The sequence below is a fragment of the Pseudomonas bharatica CSV86 genome (genome assembly GCF_000319305.2).
Taxonomy (GTDB): domain Bacteria; phylum Pseudomonadota; class Gammaproteobacteria; order Pseudomonadales; family Pseudomonadaceae; genus Aquipseudomonas; species Aquipseudomonas bharatica.
Map to the genome: position 1 here is coordinate 515001 of NZ_AMWJ02000004.1, position 15471 is coordinate 530471.

At 55.5% G+C, this 15471-nt stretch carries 15 protein-coding genes, 6 tRNA genes, 3 rRNA genes and 5 pseudogenes (1 of these 29 cut by a window edge); all 29 read left to right on the top strand.

What is annotated here, in order from left to right; genetic code table 11:
- Window positions 1-101: ribosomal RNA gene (locus CSV86_RS28850) — 16S ribosomal RNA — on the top strand (it extends 1434 nt beyond the left edge of the window).
- A 78-nt stretch (window positions 102-179) separates the two neighbouring features.
- Window positions 180-256, top strand: a tRNA-Ile gene (locus CSV86_RS28855).
- Between the two features lie 35 nt (window positions 257-291).
- Window positions 292-367 (top strand) — tRNA-Ala (locus CSV86_RS28860).
- 228 nt (window positions 368-595) lie between these two features.
- Window positions 596-3485 (top strand): 23S ribosomal RNA (locus tag CSV86_RS28865).
- 136 nt (window positions 3486-3621) lie between these two features.
- A 5S ribosomal RNA gene (gene rrf / locus CSV86_RS28870) occupies window positions 3622-3737 on the top strand.
- Together the 16S, 23S and 5S rRNA genes with 2 tRNA genes alongside form the textbook arrangement of a ribosomal RNA operon.
- A gap of 170 nt (window positions 3738-3907) precedes the next feature.
- Window positions 3908-4862: pseudogene (gene birA, locus CSV86_RS28875) on the top strand (bifunctional biotin--[acetyl-CoA-carboxylase] ligase/biotin operon repressor BirA).
- Window positions 4852-5598: a pantothenate kinase gene (locus tag CSV86_RS28880; protein ID WP_009403212.1), complete on the top strand. Its 747-nt coding sequence runs from the start codon at window positions 4852-4854 to the stop codon at window positions 5596-5598. The pseudogene birA and the gene CSV86_RS28880 overlap by 11 nt, the downstream one beginning before the upstream one ends.
- Before the next feature lie 7 nt (window positions 5599-5605).
- The gene (locus CSV86_RS28885; RefSeq protein ID WP_009403211.1) at window positions 5606-6022 is read left to right on the top strand and encodes a hypothetical protein; all 417 of its coding nucleotides are present in this window, start codon (window positions 5606-5608) and stop codon (window positions 6020-6022) included.
- Window positions 6023-6168: 146 nt separating this feature from the next.
- Window positions 6169-6252 (top strand) — tRNA-Tyr (locus tag CSV86_RS28890).
- 23 nt (window positions 6253-6275) lie between these two features.
- Window positions 6276-6349, top strand: a tRNA-Gly gene (locus tag CSV86_RS28895).
- Window positions 6350-6377: 28 nt separating this feature from the next.
- A tRNA-Thr gene (locus CSV86_RS28900) sits at window positions 6378-6453 on the top strand.
- A gap of 84 nt (window positions 6454-6537) precedes the next feature.
- Window positions 6538-7731: an elongation factor Tu gene (gene tuf / locus CSV86_RS28905; protein ID WP_170395214.1), complete on the top strand. Its 1194-nt coding sequence runs from the start codon at window positions 6538-6540 to the stop codon at window positions 7729-7731.
- A gap of 54 nt (window positions 7732-7785) precedes the next feature.
- Window positions 7786-7861 (top strand) — tRNA-Trp (locus CSV86_RS28910).
- Between the two features lie 44 nt (window positions 7862-7905).
- Entirely contained in the window at window positions 7906-8274 is a 369-nt protein-coding gene (secE, locus tag CSV86_RS28915) for a preprotein translocase subunit SecE (RefSeq protein WP_009397378.1), read from the top strand.
- Between the two features lie 9 nt (window positions 8275-8283).
- A pseudogene (gene nusG, locus CSV86_RS28920) lies at window positions 8284-8816 on the top strand (transcription termination/antitermination protein NusG).
- Between the two features lie 117 nt (window positions 8817-8933).
- Window positions 8934-9365: a 50S ribosomal protein L11 gene (rplK, locus tag CSV86_RS28925; RefSeq protein WP_009397375.1), complete on the top strand. Its 432-nt coding sequence runs from the start codon at window positions 8934-8936 to the stop codon at window positions 9363-9365.
- A complete protein-coding gene (gene rplA, locus CSV86_RS28930; RefSeq protein ID WP_009397371.1) occupies window positions 9365-10060 on the top strand; it encodes a 50S ribosomal protein L1 in 696 nt (231 codons plus the stop codon). The genes rplK and rplA overlap by 1 nt, the downstream gene beginning before the upstream one ends.
- 198 nt (window positions 10061-10258) lie before the next feature.
- Entirely contained in the window at window positions 10259-10759 is a 501-nt protein-coding gene (gene rplJ / locus CSV86_RS28935; protein ID WP_009397369.1) for a 50S ribosomal protein L10, read from the top strand.
- A gap of 79 nt (window positions 10760-10838) precedes the next feature.
- Window positions 10839-11208 (top strand): annotated as a pseudogene (rplL, locus tag CSV86_RS28940) (50S ribosomal protein L7/L12).
- Window positions 11209-11425: 217 nt separating this feature from the next.
- A complete protein-coding gene (locus tag CSV86_RS32250; RefSeq protein WP_240160627.1) occupies window positions 11426-11824 on the top strand; it encodes a hypothetical protein in 399 nt (132 codons plus the stop codon).
- The gene (locus tag CSV86_RS32255) at window positions 11824-12180 is read left to right on the top strand and encodes a hypothetical protein (protein ID WP_240160628.1); all 357 of its coding nucleotides are present in this window, start codon (window positions 11824-11826) and stop codon (window positions 12178-12180) included. The genes CSV86_RS32250 and CSV86_RS32255 overlap by 1 nt, the downstream gene beginning before the upstream one ends.
- Window positions 12158-12490 carry a hypothetical protein gene (locus tag CSV86_RS32260; protein ID WP_240160629.1) on the top strand — a complete coding sequence of 111 codons (333 nt, stop codon included), beginning with the start codon at window positions 12158-12160 and terminating at the stop codon, window positions 12488-12490. Before CSV86_RS32255 ends, CSV86_RS32260 begins: the two co-directional genes overlap by 23 nt.
- Window positions 12491-12571: 81 nt before the next feature.
- Window positions 12572-12748, top strand: a pseudogene (locus CSV86_RS33105) (hypothetical protein); the annotation flags it as partial.
- 60 nt (window positions 12749-12808) lie between these two features.
- Entirely contained in the window at window positions 12809-13147 is a 339-nt protein-coding gene (locus tag CSV86_RS33110) for an RNA polymerDNA-directed RNA polymerase subunit B (protein WP_311985893.1), read from the top strand.
- Entirely contained in the window at window positions 13114-13938 is an 825-nt protein-coding gene (locus CSV86_RS32270) for an RNA polymerDNA-directed RNA polymerase subunit B (protein WP_311985894.1), read from the top strand. The genes CSV86_RS33110 and CSV86_RS32270 overlap by 34 nt, the downstream gene beginning before the upstream one ends.
- Window positions 13842-14482, top strand: a pseudogene (locus CSV86_RS32275) (hypothetical protein). Before CSV86_RS32270 ends, CSV86_RS32275 begins: the two are co-directional and overlap by 97 nt.
- A 155-nt stretch (window positions 14483-14637) precedes the next feature.
- Window positions 14638-14694: a hypothetical protein gene (locus CSV86_RS32830; protein WP_311985895.1), complete on the top strand. Its 57-nt coding sequence runs from the start codon at window positions 14638-14640 to the stop codon at window positions 14692-14694.
- A gap of 85 nt (window positions 14695-14779) precedes the next feature.
- Window positions 14780-15235 carry a hypothetical protein gene (locus CSV86_RS32280; protein WP_283811622.1) on the top strand — a complete coding sequence of 152 codons (456 nt, stop codon included), beginning with the start codon at window positions 14780-14782 and terminating at the stop codon, window positions 15233-15235.
- Window positions 15236-15266: 31 nt separating this feature from the next.
- Complete coding sequence (locus CSV86_RS32285) at window positions 15267-15428, top strand: DNA-directed RNA polymerase subunit beta (RefSeq protein ID WP_240160630.1); 162 nt, start codon at window positions 15267-15269, stop codon at window positions 15426-15428.
- The last annotated feature ends 43 nt before the right edge of the window (window positions 15429-15471 follow it).

Here is a 15471-nt window from a genome sequence, read left to right on the forward strand (position 1 = left end):
AGTCTAACCTTCGGGGGACGGTTACCACGGTGTGATTCATGACTGGGGTGAAGTCGTAACAAGGTAGCCGTAGGGGAACCTGCGGCTGGATCACCTCCTTAATCGACGACATCAGCCGTACCATGAGCTCCCACACGAATTGCTTGATTCATTGAAGAAGACGGAAGAAGCAGCTTATTGGGTCTGTAGCTCAGTTGGTTAGAGCGCACCCCTGATAAGGGTGAGGTCGGCAGTTCGAATCTGCCCAGACCCACCAATTAAGTTACACCATTCAGTGTCATGCCTCAGTCTGGGGCCATAGCTCAGCTGGGAGAGCGCCTGCCTTGCACGCAGGAGGTCAGCGGTTCGATCCCGCTTGGCTCCACCATAATCTGCTTCCTGTAGCTAAAGCTTAGAAATGAGCATTCGGTTCGAATGTTGATTTCTAGTCTTTGTTGACTGGTCCGTTCTTTAAAAATTTGGGTATGTGATAGAAATAGACTGAACGACACTTTCACTGGTGTTGATTCAGGCTAAGGTAAAATTTGTGAGTTTTTGTCATGAATTTTCGGCGAATGTCGTCTTCACAGTATAACCAGATTGCTTGGGGTTATATGGTCAAGTGAAGAAGCGCATACGGTGGATGCCTTGGCAGTCAGAGGCGATGAAAGACGTGGTAGCCTGCGATAAGCTTTGGGGAGTCGGCAAACAGACTGTGATCCAGAGATCTCTGAATGGGGGAACCCACTCAGCACAAGCTGAGTATCTTGTACTGAATACATAGGTACATGAGGCGAACCAGGGGAACTGAAACATCTAAGTACCCTGAGGAAAAGAAATCAACCGAGATTCCCTTAGTAGTGGCGAGCGAACGGGGACTAGCCCTTAAGTTGACTTGAGATTAGTGGAAGGCTCTGGAAAGTGCCGCCATAGTGGGTGATAGCCCCGTACACGAAAATCTCTTGTCAATGAAATCGAGTAGGACGGAGCACGAGAAACTTTGTCTGAATATGGGGGACCATCCTCCAAGGCTAAATACTACTGACTGACCGATAGTGAACCAGTACCGTGAGGGAAAGGCGAAAAGAACCCCGGAGAGGGGAGTGAAATAGAACCTGAAACCGTATGCGTACAAGCAGTGGGAGCCTACTTTGTTAGGTGACTGCGTACCTTTTGTATAATGGGTCAGCGACTTATATTCAGTGGCGAGCTTAACCGAATAGGGGAGGCGTAGCGAAAGCGAGTCTTAATAGGGCGTTTAGTCGCTGGGTATAGACCCGAAACCGGGCGATCTATCCATGGGCAGGTTGAAGGTTAGGTAACACTGACTGGAGGACCGAACCGACTACCGTTGAAAAGTTAGCGGATGACCTGTGGATCGGAGTGAAAGGCTAATCAAGCTCGGAGATAGCTGGTTCTCCTCGAAAGCTATTTAGGTAGCGCCTCATGTATCACTCCAGGGGGTAGAGCACTGTTTCGGCTAGGGGGTCATCCCGACTTACCAAACCGATGCAAACTCCGAATACCTGGAAGTGCCGAGCATGGGAGACACACGGCGGGTGCTAACGTCCGTCGTGAAAAGGGAAACAACCCAGACCGTCAGCTAAGGTCCCAAAGTCATGGTTAAGTGGGAAACGATGTGGGAAGGCTTAGACAGCTAGGAGGTTGGCTTAGAAGCAGCCACCCTTTAAAGAAAGCGTAATAGCTCACTAGTCGAGTCGGCCTGCGCGGAAGATGTAACGGGGCTCAAACCATGCACCGAAGCTACGGGTATCACTCAGGTGATGCGGTAGAGGAGCGTTCTGTAAGCCTGTGAAGGTGAGTTGAGAAGCTTGCTGGAGGTATCAGAAGTGCGAATGCTGACATGAGTAACGACAATGGGAGTGAAAAACTCCCACGCCGAAAGACCAAGGTTTCCTGCGCAACGTTAATCGACGCAGGGTTAGTCGGTCCCTAAGGCGAGGCTGAAAAGCGTAGTCGATGGAAAACAGGTTAATATTCCTGTACTTCCGGTTATTGCGATGGAGGGACGGAGAAGGCTAGGCCAGCTTGGCGTTGGTTGTCCAAGTTTAAGGTGGTAGGCTGGAATCTTAGGTAAATCCGGGATTTCAAGGCCGAGAGCTGATGACGAGTTGCCTTCAGGCGACGAAGTGGTTGATGCCATGCTTCCAAGAAAAGCTTCTAAGCTTCAGATAACCGGGAACCGTACCCCAAACCGACACAGGTGGTTGGGTAGAGAATACCAAGGCGCTTGAGAGAACTCGGGTGAAGGAACTAGGCAAAATGGCACCGTAACTTCGGGAGAAGGTGCGCCGGCGAGGGTGAAGGACTTGCTCCGTAAGCCCATGTCGGTCGAAGATACCAGGCCGCTGCGACTGTTTATTAAAAACACAGCACTCTGCAAACACGAAAGTGGACGTATAGGGTGTGACGCCTGCCCGGTGCCGGAAGGTTAATTGATGGGGTTAGCTAACGCGAAGCTCTTGATCGAAGCCCCGGTAAACGGCGGCCGTAACTATAACGGTCCTAAGGTAGCGAAATTCCTTGTCGGGTAAGTTCCGACCTGCACGAATGGCGTAACGATGGCGGCGCTGTCTCCACCCGAGACTCAGTGAAATTGAAATCGCTGTGAAGATGCAGTGTATCCGCGGCTAGACGGAAAGACCCCGTGAACCTTTACTATAGCTTTGCACTGGACTTTGAATTTGCTTGTGTAGGATAGGTGGGAGGCTTTGAAGCGTGGACGCCAGTTCGCGTGGAGCCATCCTTGAAATACCACCCTGGCAACTTTGAGGTTCTAACTCAGGTCCGTCATCCGGATCGAGGACAGTGTATGGTGGGTAGTTTGACTGGGGCGGTCTCCTCCTAAAGAGTAACGGAGGAGTACGAAGGTGCGCTCAGACCGGTCGGAAATCGGTCGCAGAGTATAAAGGCAAAAGCGCGCTTGACTGCGAGACAGACACGTCGAGCAGGTACGAAAGTAGGTCTTAGTGATCCGGTGGTTCTGTATGGAAGGGCCATCGCTCAACGGATAAAAGGTACTCCGGGGATAACAGGCTGATACCGCCCAAGAGTTCATATCGACGGCGGTGTTTGGCACCTCGATGTCGGCTCATCACATCCTGGGGCTGAAGCCGGTCCCAAGGGTATGGCTGTTCGCCATTTAAAGTGGTACGCGAGCTGGGTTTAGAACGTCGTGAGACAGTTCGGTCCCTATCTGCCGTGGACGTTTGAGATTTGAGAGGGGCTGCTCCTAGTACGAGAGGACCGGAGTGGACGAACCTCTGGTGTTCCGGTTGTCACGCCAGTGGCATTGCCGGGTAGCTATGTTCGGAAGAGATAACCGCTGAAAGCATCTAAGCGGGAAACTTGCCTCAAGATGAGATCTCACTGGAGCCTTGAGCTCCCTGAAGGGCCGTCGAAGACTACGACGTTGATAGGTTGGGTGTGTAAGCGCTGTGAGGCGTTGAGCTAACCAATACTAATTGCCCGTGAGGCTTGACCATATAACACCCAAGCAATCTGCGCTGAGAAGCCGGATTGTGGTGGTGAAGACGCAATGAACCGAAAGTTCGTGCAAACCACAAATGTCACATACCCGATTTGCCGAAGCGTCGAAAGACGAGTTGGCACACAGAATTTCTTGACGACCATAGAGCATTGGAACCACCTGATCCCATCCCGAACTCAGTAGTGAAACGATGCATCGCCGATGGTAGTGTGGAGCTTCTCCATGTGAGAGTAGGTCATCGTCAAGATTCAATTCCGAAACCCCTATCTGCATATGCAGGTAGGGGTTTTGTCTTTCCGGCAATCCGAAGCCGGATGATCGATCCCTTCGTCAAATCCCCTCGAAGGGGCCTCTGCTTTCTATGCAATCTCTCCGGGCGTGGCTATCATGCCTGCCTCATTGTGTATCGAGATTGGCATGCTGAAGTTGTTAACACTCCTCAAGGATGGTCGATTTCATTCTGGCGAGGCCCTGGGGGCCGTACTGGGCGTAAGTCGCAGTGCGGTCTGGAAGCAATTGCAGCTTCTCGAGTCGGAGTTGAATCTGACTGTGTACAAGGTCCGCGGCCGGGGTATCGGTTAGCCGAACCTTTATTGCTGCTCGATGCTGAAAAGATCGCATCCCTGGCTGTGAGAGAGCCTTGGCCTGCTGTTGTGCTTGATGACATTGATTCTACCAATGCCGAGGCCTTGCGCTTGGTTGCGGCTGGGCAGGCAGCGCCGTTCCTCGTGCTGGCCGAAAGGCAAAGCGCCGGTCGTGGTCGCCGTGGTCGTGCATGGTCGAGCCCGTTTGCTCAGAATCTCTACTACAGTCTTGTGCTGCGAGTAGAGGGTGGCATGCGCCAGCTCGAAGGGCTGAGTCTTGTCGTGGGGCTCGCTGTGAGGCAGACGCTGCTCGCCCTTGGCGTTGCTTCGGCGGGTCTCAAGTGGCCTAACGACGTTCTTGTGGATAACCGCAAGGTAGCCGGCATTCTCCTGGAGCTTGTCGGGGACCCTGCGGATGTCTGTCATGTCGTTCTTGGTATCGGTATCAATGTGAATATGCAGAGCGCCGATATCGACCAGGCATGGACCTCGTTGCATCTGGAAACGGGTCATATGGTTGATCGTAACCGTCTCGCGGCGTTGCTTGGCGACAACCTGCGCATATACCTGGAGCGCCATCACCAGGAAGGCTTCTCGGCCTGCAGTCGGAATGGGAGAGCGCACACCTCTGGCAGGGACGGCCCGTTTCCCTGATCGCGGGAAGCAATAGTGTCGATGGCGTCGTTTTGGGGGTTGATCATCAGGGCGCCTTGCGGCTGGATGTTGATGGTATTGAAAAGAGCTTCAGTGGTGGTGAGCTCAGCTTGAGGTTGCGTGATGATTCTTGAGCTCGATTGCGGAAACAGTTTTATCAAATGGCGAATTATCCGGCGGATTGACAAAGTGGTCATGGCTGGTGGCGTGGTCGACTCGGACAAGGCCTTGCTTCTTGCTGTTGAAAAGGAGGGGTTGTCTCCCAAGTGGTGTCGGTTGGTCAGCGTACGTACCGAGGATGAAACCAATGCCCTGGTTACAGCATTAAGGGCTGCGTTTTCTCTTGAAGTGAAAAAAGCCGGGCCGGCGCAGGAGCTGGCTGGCGTGCGCAATGGTTATGAAAACTTCGAGCGCCTGGGGCTGGATCGTTGGCTTGCTCTTTTGGGTGGTTACCATCTAGTGAGCTCGGCCTGCGTGGTCATTGACCTGGGTACCGCAGTGACTTCTGATTTTGTAAGTGCTGATGGAGAGCACCTGGGCGGTTTCATCTGTCCAGGGATGCCACTCATGCGCAACCAGCTACGAACCCATACGCGGAGAATCCGCTACGATGACGTGTCTGCCGAACAGGCTCTTTCCAGCCTGGCGCCTGGTCGCGCGACAGTGGAAGCGGTGGAGCGAGGGTGCACGCTAATGCTGCAAGGTTTCGTTCTCACTCAAGTCGAGCAGGCCAAGGCGCTGTGGGGTGAAGATTTCACCTTGTTCATCACCGGGGGCGATGCCGCTCTGGTGCGTCGTGTGGTGCCGTCGGCTCGTTCTGTTCCCGATCTGGTGTTCGTCGGGCTCGCCATCGCTTGTCCGTTGGACTGAGGTGCATATGCGTTGGTTGTTTCTTCTTTTGCTGGTGTTGAATGTCTTCTATTACGTCTGGCATCAGCAGGAGGCGCCGCTCAAGGCGAAGGAAGTCGTTTCGCTGTCGTTGTACAAGGGAAGCCAGCAGGATATCCAGTTGTTGAGTGAGGCGCAGCAAGCCAGTCCGGAGAAAGGGTGTCTCTATCTCGGCGGGCTTGCTACCCCGGAGTTGCTCGAGTCGTTGCGTCAGCGTCTGGTTGCTTTGGATGTCGCCTCCAGGAAGGTGGTAGGAAAACTGATGGACAGCTCGGGCTGGTGGTTGCAGATCCGCCCTGAAAGCCGGCATTTGCTGGATGAAACCTTGGTCGGCAGTCTTTCTCGTGATTTCAATGACTTAAAGAGTAAAATAATGCAGTGCGAGGGTATTGCAACGGTCGAATAGTTTGCATAGAATGGCGCCCGCTTCACAGGGATAACCACTAGGTGGTGAACCTGGGAAGTGACTGTCAAATTAGCTAACCTCAAGATTTTAAAGAGAAAAAGCTTGACAGTCGGACGGCAAAGATACAAAATGCCGACCACAGCTCAGGAGGGGTTCCCGAGCGGCCAAAGGGATCAGACTGTAAATCTGACGTCTACGACTTCGAAGGTTCGAATCCTTCCCCTCCACCAGTTTAGCGAGAGCAGCAAGCTCCGCGGGTATAGTTTAGTGGTAGAACCTCAGCCTTCCAAGCTGATGATGCGGGTTCGATTCCCGCTACCCGCTCCAAGTTTGCTGCTGTTGCAAAATGTGTTTCGCTCTTGTAGCTCAGTTGGTAGAGCACACCCTTGGTAAGGGTGAGGTCAGCGGTTCAAGTCCGCTCAAGAGCTCCATCTAACAAGGCAGATATGAAAATATCTGCCTTTGTTTTAATGGTTGGTATCGCAGCTAAATTCTTCTGTTGGAGGATGGTATCGATGGCTAAGGAAAAGTTTGAACGTAACAAGCCGCACGTTAACGTCGGCACCATCGGTCATGTGGACCATGGCAAAACTACGTTGACCGCAGCGCTGACCCGCGTCTGTTCCGAAGTTTTCGGTTCTGCTGTTGTTGAGTTCGACAAGATCGACTCCGCTCCAGAAGAGAAGGCTCGTGGTATCACTATTAACACTGCTCACGTAGAGTACGACTCGAACGTTCGTCACTACGCTCACGTTGACTGCCCAGGTCACGCTGACTACGTGAAGAACATGATCACCGGTGCTGCCCAGATGGACGGCGCGATCCTGGTTTGCTCGGCCGCCGATGGTCCGATGCCGCAAACCCGTGAGCACATCCTGCTGTCCCGTCAGGTGGGCGTTCCTTACATCGTGGTCTTCCTGAACAAGGCTGACCTGGTAGACGACGCTGAGCTGCTGGAGCTGGTCGAGATGGAAGTTCGCGACCTGCTGTCCACCTATGACTTCCCAGGCGACGACACCCCGATCATCATCGGCTCGGCTCGTATGGCGCTGGAAGGCAAAGACGACAACGAAATGGGTACTACCGCTGTCAAGAAGCTGGTAGAGACTCTGGATGCCTACATTCCTGAGCCAGTTCGTGCCGTTGACCAGCCGTTCCTGATGCCGATCGAAGACGTATTCTCGATTTCGGGTCGTGGTACCGTTGTTACCGGTCGTATCGAGCGCGGTATCGTCCGTGTTCAGGATCCACTGGAAATCGTTGGTCTGCGTGACACCACCAGCACCACCTGCACCGGTGTCGAGATGTTCCGCAAGCTGCTGGACGAAGGTCGTGCTGGCGAGAACTGCGGTGTTCTGCTGCGTGGTACCAAGCGTGACGACGTTGAGCGTGGCCAGGTTCTGGTCAAGCCAGGTTCGGTCAAGCCGCACACCAAGTTCACCGCAGAAGTCTATGTTCTGAGCAAGGAAGAAGGCGGTCGTCACACTCCGTTCTTCAAAGGCTACCGTCCACAGTTCTACTTCCGTACCACTGACGTGACCGGTAACTGCGAACTGCCGGAAGGCGTAGAAATGGTAATGCCAGGCGATAACATTCAGATGACTGTTACCCTGATCAAGACCATCGCTATGGAAGACGGTCTGCGCTTCGCTATCCGTGAAGGCGGTCGTACCGTCGGCGCCGGCGTCGTAGCGAAGGTTATCGAATAAGTAGTTGATTTATCTCTATCAGGCCGGTATAGTGGCCGGCCTGATTAAGCTTTTAGGTCAGTAGCTCAATTGGCAGAGCGACGGTCTCCAAAACCGTAGGTTGGGGGTTCGATTCCCTCCTGACCTGCCAGATTCTCTCGTGTATCTGGCTTTCTTTTCACAGGATCCCACTGTATGACTTCCAAGTCTGAAGCCCAAGACTCTCGCTTTGATCTGCTCAAGTGGCTTGCTGTTGTTGCCTTGGTCGTTGTCGGGGTTGTAGGCAATCAGTATTACTCTGCTTCGCCAATCCTGTATCGCGTAATCGCCTTGCTCGCTCTCGCTGCTGCTGCTGCTTTCATTGCGCTGCAGACTGTCAAGGGCAAGTCGTTCTTTGCGTTGGCTAAGGAAGCTCGCACCGAGATTCGTAAGGTCGTATGGCCAACCCGTCAGGAGACTACCCAGACCACTCTCATCGTGGTGGTCGTGGTGCTGGTCATGGCGTTGCTGCTGTGGGGTCTCGATTCCCTGCTCGGCTGGTTGATTTCCTTGATTGTTGGCTAAGGGTGTCCTGTGGCTAAGCGTTGGTATGTTGTGCATGCTTACTCGGGTTACGAGAAGCATGTAATGCGCTCGCTGATCGAGCGCGTGAAGCTGGCAGGCATGGAAGACGGCTTCGGCGAGATTCTGGTCCCCACTGAAGAAGTGGTGGAAATGCGTAATGGCCAGAAGCGCAAGAGCGAGCGTAAGTTCTTCCCTGGCTATGTGCTGGTCCAGATGGAAATGAACGAGGGTACCTGGCACTTGGTCAAGGACACTCCTCGTGTGATGGGTTTCATTGGCGGTACTGCCGATAAGCCTGCACCTATTACCGACAAAGAGGCGAGGCCATCCTGCGTCGGGTCGCTGATGGTAGCGACAAGCCGAAGCCAAAAACCCTGTTTGAGCCGGGTGAGGTTGTTCGGGTTATCGATGGTCCGTTTGCTGATTTCAACGGTTCTGTCGAAGAGGTCAACTACGAAAAGAGTCGCCTGCAAGTTGCGGTACTCATTTTCGGTCGCTCTACTCCGGTAGAGCTCGAGTTCAGCCAGGTCGAAAAGGTCTAGTTGAGCGAAGCATCCCACACCCCGCAGCCTTGCGCTGCGGGGTTTTTTCGTCACCGGGATAAAACGCAAGCAAACCGGGGAGCCTTCTGGCGTTCGTACCCGATATTGGAGTAGCTCATGGCTAAGAAGATTCAGGCTTACATCAAGCTGCAAGTTAAGGCCGGCCAGGCCAACCCAAGCCCACCCGTTGGTCCAGCACTGGGTCAACACGGTGTGAACATCATGGAATTCTGCAAGGCCTTCAACGCCCGTACCCAGGGTCAAGAGCCAGGTCTGCCGACTCCTGTGATCATCACTGTCTACAGTGACCGCAGCTTCACTTTCGAAACCAAAAGCACCCCTGCTTCGGTTCTGCTGAAGAAGGCCGCCGGCCTGACCAGCGGTTCGGCACGTCCGAACACCGTTAAAGTCGGTACTGTGACCCGTGCTCAGCTGGAAGAGATCGCCAAGACCAAGTCTGCCGATCTGACCGCTGCTGACCTGGATGCAGCCGTGCGTACCATCGCCGGTTCTGCTCGCAGCATGGGCCTCAACGTGGAGGGTGTGTAATGGCTAAGCTGACCAAGCGCCAAAAGGCCATCGCTTCCAAAGTGGAAGCTGGCAAAGTCTACAACTTCGAAGAAGCAGCAACCCTGCTGGCTGAACTGTCCGCTGTGAAGTTCACCGAGTCCTTCGACGTTGCTGTCAACCTCGGCGTTGACCCACGTAAATCCGACCAGGTCGTTCGTAGCGCTACCGTGCTGCCACACGGCACTGGCAAGACTGTACGTGTTGCCGTCTTCACCCAGGGTCCAGCTGCTGAAGCCGCTCTGGCTGCCGGCGCTGACCGCGTAGGTATGGACGATCTGGCTGCCGAAATGAAAGGCGGCGACCTGAACTATGACGTCGTCATCGCTTCCCCGGATGCCATGCGCGTTGTAGGTCAACTGGGTCAGGTTCTGGGTCCTCGCGGCCTGATGCCTAACCCGAAAGTCGGTACCGTAACTCCAGACGTCGCCACCGCAGTCAAGAACGCCAAGGCTGGTCAGGTTCGTTATCGCACCGACAAAAACGGTATCATCCACACCTCCGTTGGCAAAGTCGGCTTCGAAGCTGGCAAGCTGAAGGAAAACGTTGAAGCCCTGATCGCTGACCTGAAGCGTATCAAGCCAGCTTCCTCGAAAGGTATCTATGTCAAGCGCGTTACCCTGAGCACCACCATGGGCCCAGGTCTGGTCATCGACCAGAGCTCGCTGAACGCTTAAGAAAACGCTGGGCCGAGTAATCGGCCTGACGTTGAAAAATTGGGGTCCCTGCCTGGCGGGGGCTATCCAAGACCGTAGGCGGCGCAAGCCTTAAACCTCAAGCCTACGCAGATGGTGCTCCCGATTCGTTACCGAATCAGACACCAAAACGACATCCGGCTCCGGCTGGATGAAACGGTAAAAACCAGGAGTAAACCCGTGGCAATTAAACTCGAAGACAAGAAGGCCATCGTCGCTGAAGTCAACGAGGCTGCCAAAGTCGCTCTGTCCGCTGTCGTGGCCGATGCCCGTGGTGTGACTGTAGGCGCGATGACCGGACTCCGTAAAGAGGCCCGCGAAGCTGGCGTTTACGTACGTGTCGTACGTAACACCCTGCTCAAGCGCGCTGTTGAAGGTACCGAATTCTCGGTGCTGAACGACGCGTTCAAAGGCCCGACCCTGATTGCTTTCTCGAACGAACACCCGGGCGCTGCTGCTCGTCTGTTCAAAGAGTTCGCCAAGGGTCAGGACAAGTTCGAGATCAAGGCAGCTGCGTTCGACGGCAAGTTCCTTGCCGCTAACCAGATCGACGTGCTGGCAACCCTGCCAACTCGCGACGAGGCTATCGCACAGCTGATGAGCGTAATCCAAGGTGCAACCAGCAAGCTGGCTCGTACCCTGGCAGCTCTGCGCGACCAGAAAGAAGCTGCTGCTGCCTAAGGCACCGGCGTCTCTTTCGAAATCAAACGTTTAATTTGATGGCCGCGTAGGCTATCCCCCAATACAGGAATTCATAGTCATGTCTCTGACTAACGAGCAAATCATCGAAGCGATCGGCCAGAAAACCGTTCTGGAAATTGTTGAACTGATCAAAGCGATGGAAGAAACCTTCGGCGTTACCGCCGCTGCCGCTGTTGCCGCTGGCCAGCTGCTGGCGCTGCTGCTGCCGTTGAAGAGCAAACCGAGTTCAACGTTGTTCTGGCCGCTGCTGGCGACAAGAAAGTCAACGTGATCAAGGCTGTTCGTGAACTGACGGCCTGGGCCTGAAGGAAGCCAAAGAGAAAGTCGACGGCGCTCCTCAAACCCTGCTGGAAGGCGTTTCGAAAGAAGCCGCTGAAGACGCGAAGAAGAAGCTGGAAGAAGCAGGCGCACAAGTCGAAGTCAAGTAATTTCGACCTTGCGACTCCAGCCCGAGCGTTAAGCAAACGGCTGAGGCTGGTGGCTATTGCCACCGGCCTTTTTCCGTTATTGGTAGTCAACCCGGTTTGACGCTGATGACGAGCGGTATCCACCACGAACGGTGGCGCAAACCAAGGGTTTGCAAGATTTTCTGGTTGCTCCGCCGGGAGGAGCCAAACAAGCAGGTGACCAAGCTGGGGAACGCTGATGGCTTACTCATACACTGAGAAAAAACGTATCCGCAAGGACTTTAGCAAGTTGCCGGACGTCATGGATGTGCCTTACCTCCTGGCCATCCAGCTGGATTCTTATCGTGAATTCCTGCAAGCGGGAGCGACCAAGGATCAGTTCCGCGACGTCGGCCTGCATGCGGCCTTCAAGTCGGTTTTCCCGATCATCAGCTACTCCGGCAATGCTGCCCTGGAGTACGTTGGCTATCGTCTGGGCGATCCGGCGTTCGATGTCAAGGAGTGCGTGCTGCGTGGCGTGACCTATGCCGTTCCGCTGCGGGTGAAAGTGCGCCTGATCATTTTCGACAAAGAATCGTCGAACAAAGCGATCAAGGACATCAAAGAGCAAGAAGTCTACATGGTGAAATCCCCCTGATGACTGAGAACGGTACCTTCGTAATCAACGGTACCGAGCGTGTGATCGTTTCCCAGTTGCACCGCTCCCCGGGTGTGTTCTTCGACCACGACCGTGGCAAGACCCACAGCTCTGGCAAGCTGCTGTACTCGGCGCGCATCATTCCTTACCGCGGTTCCTGGCTGGACTTCGAGTTCGATCCGAAGGACTGCGTATTCGTCCGTATCGACCGTCGCCGCAAGCTGCCGGCCTCGGTACTGCTGCGTGCGCTGGGCTACAGCACCGAAGAAGTACTCAACACCTTCTACACCCCACGTCTTCCACGTTTCCGGCGAGAAGCTGAGCCTGGAACTTGTGCCGCAGCGTCTGCGTGGTGAAGTCGCCGTGATGGACATCCAGGACGAGACCGGCAAGGTCATCGTCGAGCAGGGTCGTCGTATCACTGCGCGTCACATCAACCAGATCGAGAAAGCTGGCGTCAAGCAACTGGACGTTCCAATGGAATACGTCCTGGGTCGCACCACCGCAAAAGCGATCGTGCACCCGGCCACCGGCGAAATCCTGGCTGAATGCAACACCGAGCTGACCACCGAGCTGCTGATCAAGATCGCCAAGGCCCAGGTTGTCCGCATCGAAACCTGTACACCAACGACATCGACTGCGGTCCGTTCATCTCGGATACCCTGAAGATCGACTCCACCAGCAACCAACTGGAAGCGCTGGTCGAGATCTACCGCATGATGCGTCCTGGCGAGCCGCCAACCAAGGATGCCGCCGAGACCCTGTCAACAACCTCTTCTTCAGCGCCGAGCGTTACGATCTGTCCGCAGTGGGCCGCATGAAGTTCAACCGTCGTATCGGTCGTACCGAGATCGAAGGTTCGGGCGTGCTGAGCAGGAAGATATCGTCGAGGTCCTGAAGACCCTGGTCGACATCCGTAACGGCAAAGGCATCGTCGACGACATCGACCACCTGGGTAACCGTCGCGTTCGCTGTGTCGGTGAGATGGCCGAGAACCAGTTCCGCGTTGGCCTGGTGCGTGTAGAGCGTGCGGTCAAGGAACGCCTGTCGATGGCCGAAAGCGAAGGCCTGATGCCTCAGGACCTGATCAACGCCAAGCCGGTAGCGGCGGCGGTGAAGGAGTTCTTCGGTTCCAGCCAGCTCTCGCAGTTCATGGACCAGAACAACCCGCTCTCCGAAATCACCCACAAGCGTCGTGTCTCCGCACTCGGCCCAGGTGGTCTGACCCGCGAGCGCGCCGGCTTCGAAGTCCGTGACGTACACCCGACCCACTACGTCGTGTCTGCCCGATCGAGACCCCTGAAGGTCCGAACATCGGTCTGATCAACTCCCTGGCGGCCTATGCCCGCACCAACCAGTACGGCTTCCTGGAAAGCCCGTACCGCGTGGTGAAAGAGGGTGTGTGTACCGACGATATCGTGTTCCTGTCGGCGATCGAAGAAGCTGATCACGTCATTGCACAGGCCTCGGCCGCAATGAACGAGAAGAAGCAACTGATCGACGAGCTGGTAGCTGTTCGTCACCTGAACGAATTCACCGTCAAGGCACCTGAAGACGTGACTCTGATGGACGTTTCGCCGAAGCAGGTAGTTTCGGTCGCAGCGTCGCTGATTCCGTTCCTCGAGCACGACGACGCCAACCGTGCACTCATGGGTTCCAACATGCAGCGTCAGGCTGTACCGACCCTGCGCGCCGACAAGCCGCTGGTAGGTACCGGCATGGAGCGCAACGTTGCCCGTGACTCCGGTGTCTGCGTAGTTGCTCGCCGCGGTGGTGTGATCGACTCGGTCGACGCCAGCCGTATCGTTGTTCGCGTTGCCGACGACGAAGTCGAACCGGTGAAGCGGTGTCGACATCTACAACCTGACCAAGTACACCCGTTCGAACCAGAACACCTGCATCAACCAGCGTCCGCTGTGAACAAGGGTGATGTGGTCCAGCGTGGCGACATCATGGCCGACGGTCCGTCCACCGACATGGTGAACTGGCTCTGGGTCAGAACATGCGCATCGCGTTCATGGCATGGAACGGCTTCAACTTCGAAGACTCCATCTGCCTGTCCGAGCGTGTGGTCCAGGAAGACCGCTTCACCACGATCCACATCCAGGAACTGACCTGTGTGGCTCGTGATACCAAGCTTGGCCCAGAGGAAATCACCGCGGACATCCCGAACGTGGGTGAAGCTGCGCTGAACAAGCTGGACGAAGCCGTATCGTCTACGTGGGTGCCGAAGTCGGCGCCGGCGACATCCTGGTCGGCAAGGTCACGCCAAAAGGCGAAACCCAACTGACTCCGGAAGAAAAATGCTGCGCGCGATTTTCGGCGAGAAGGCAAGCGACGTTAAGGACACCTCCCTGCGCGTGCCAAACCGGCACCAAAGGTACTGTCATCGACGTACAGGTCTTCACCCGTGATGGCGTCGAGCGCGACAGCCGTGCGCTGTCCATCGAAAGATGCAACTGGACGAGATCCGCAAGGACCTCAACGAAGAGTTCCGCATCGTCGAAGTGCCACCTTCGAGCGTCTGCGTTCGGCTCTGAACGGCCAGGTGGTCGATGGTGGCGCGGGCCTGAGAAAGGCACCGTGATCACCGACGAAGTCCTGGACGGGCTGGAGCACGGCCAGTGGTTCAAGCTGCGCATGCGGAAGATGCGCTGAACGAACAGCTGGAAAGGCTCAGCAGTACATCGTCGATCGCCGTCGTCTGCTGGACGACAAGTTCGAAGACAAGAAGCGCAAGCTGCAGCAGGGCGATGACCTGGCTCCAGGCGTGCTGAAGATTCGTCAAGGTCTACCTGGCAATCCGCCGTCGCATCCAGCCAGGCGACAAGATGGCCCGTCGTCACGGTAACAAGGTGTGGTCTCGGTGATCATGGCCAGTGGAAGACATGCCGCACGACGCCCAACGGTACCCCGGTCGACGTCGTTCTGAACCCGTTGGGCGTACCTTCGCGTATGAACGTCGGTCAATCCTCGAAACCCACCTGGGCCTTGCAGCCAAGGCCTGGGCGAGAAGATCAACCGCATGCTCGAAGAGCAGCGCAAGGCCGCGAACTGCGCAAGTTCCTGACCGAGATCTACAACGAGATCGGTGGCGTCCAGGAAGATCTCGAGTCGTTCACCGACGAAGAGATCCTGACCCTGTCGCACAACCTGAAGAAGGGCGTGCCTATGGCTACCCCGGTCTTCGACGGTGCCAAGGAACGCGAAATCAAGGCCATGCTGAAACTGGCTGACATGCGGGAAAGCGGCCAAATGGTGCTGTTCGACGGTCGTACCGGCAACAAGTTCGAGCGTCCTGTGACCGTTGGTTACATGTACATGCTCAAGCTGAACCACTTGGTGGACGACAAGATGCACGCCCGTTCACTGGTTCCTACAGCCTGGTTACCCAGCAGCCGCTGGTGGTAAGGCGCAGTTCGGTGGTCAGCGTTTCGGGGAGATGGAGGTGTGGGCGCTGGAAGCATACGGCGCGGCATACACCCTGCAGGAAATGCTCACAGTGAAGTCGGACGACGTGAACGGCCGGACCAAGATGTACAAGAACATCGTGGACGGCGATCACCGTATGGAGCCGGGCATGCCCGAGTCCTTCAACGTGTGATCAAAGAGATCCGTTTTCGCTCGGTATCGATATCGATCTGGAA

Coding starts and splice junctions, on each gene's coding strand:
- CSV86_RS32250 (WP_240160627.1), top strand. CDS start 11,426: ATGGCTTACTCATACACTGAGAAAAAACGTATCCGCAAGGACTTTAGC.
- CSV86_RS32280 (WP_283811622.1), top strand. CDS start 14,780: ATGAACGTCGGTCAATCCTCGAAACCCACCTGGGCCTTGCAGCCAAGG.
- CSV86_RS28885 (WP_009403211.1), top strand. CDS start 5,606: ATGCGTTGGTTGTTTCTTCTTTTGCTGGTGTTGAATGTCTTCTATTAC.
- rplA (WP_009397371.1), top strand. CDS start 9,365: ATGGCTAAGCTGACCAAGCGCCAAAAGGCCATCGCTTCCAAAGTGGAA.
- secE (WP_009397378.1), top strand. CDS start 7,906: ATGACTTCCAAGTCTGAAGCCCAAGACTCTCGCTTTGATCTGCTCAAG.
- CSV86_RS28880 (WP_009403212.1), top strand. CDS start 4,852: ATGATTCTTGAGCTCGATTGCGGAAACAGTTTTATCAAATGGCGAATT.
- CSV86_RS32255 (WP_240160628.1), top strand. CDS start 11,824: ATGACTGAGAACGGTACCTTCGTAATCAACGGTACCGAGCGTGTGATC.
- CSV86_RS33110 (WP_311985893.1), top strand. CDS start 12,809: ATGGCCGAGAACCAGTTCCGCGTTGGCCTGGTGCGTGTAGAGCGTGCG.
- rplK (WP_009397375.1), top strand. CDS start 8,934: ATGGCTAAGAAGATTCAGGCTTACATCAAGCTGCAAGTTAAGGCCGGC.
- tuf (WP_170395214.1), top strand. CDS start 6,538: ATGGCTAAGGAAAAGTTTGAACGTAACAAGCCGCACGTTAACGTCGGC.
- CSV86_RS32285 (WP_240160630.1), top strand. CDS start 15,267: ATGGAGGTGTGGGCGCTGGAAGCATACGGCGCGGCATACACCCTGCAG.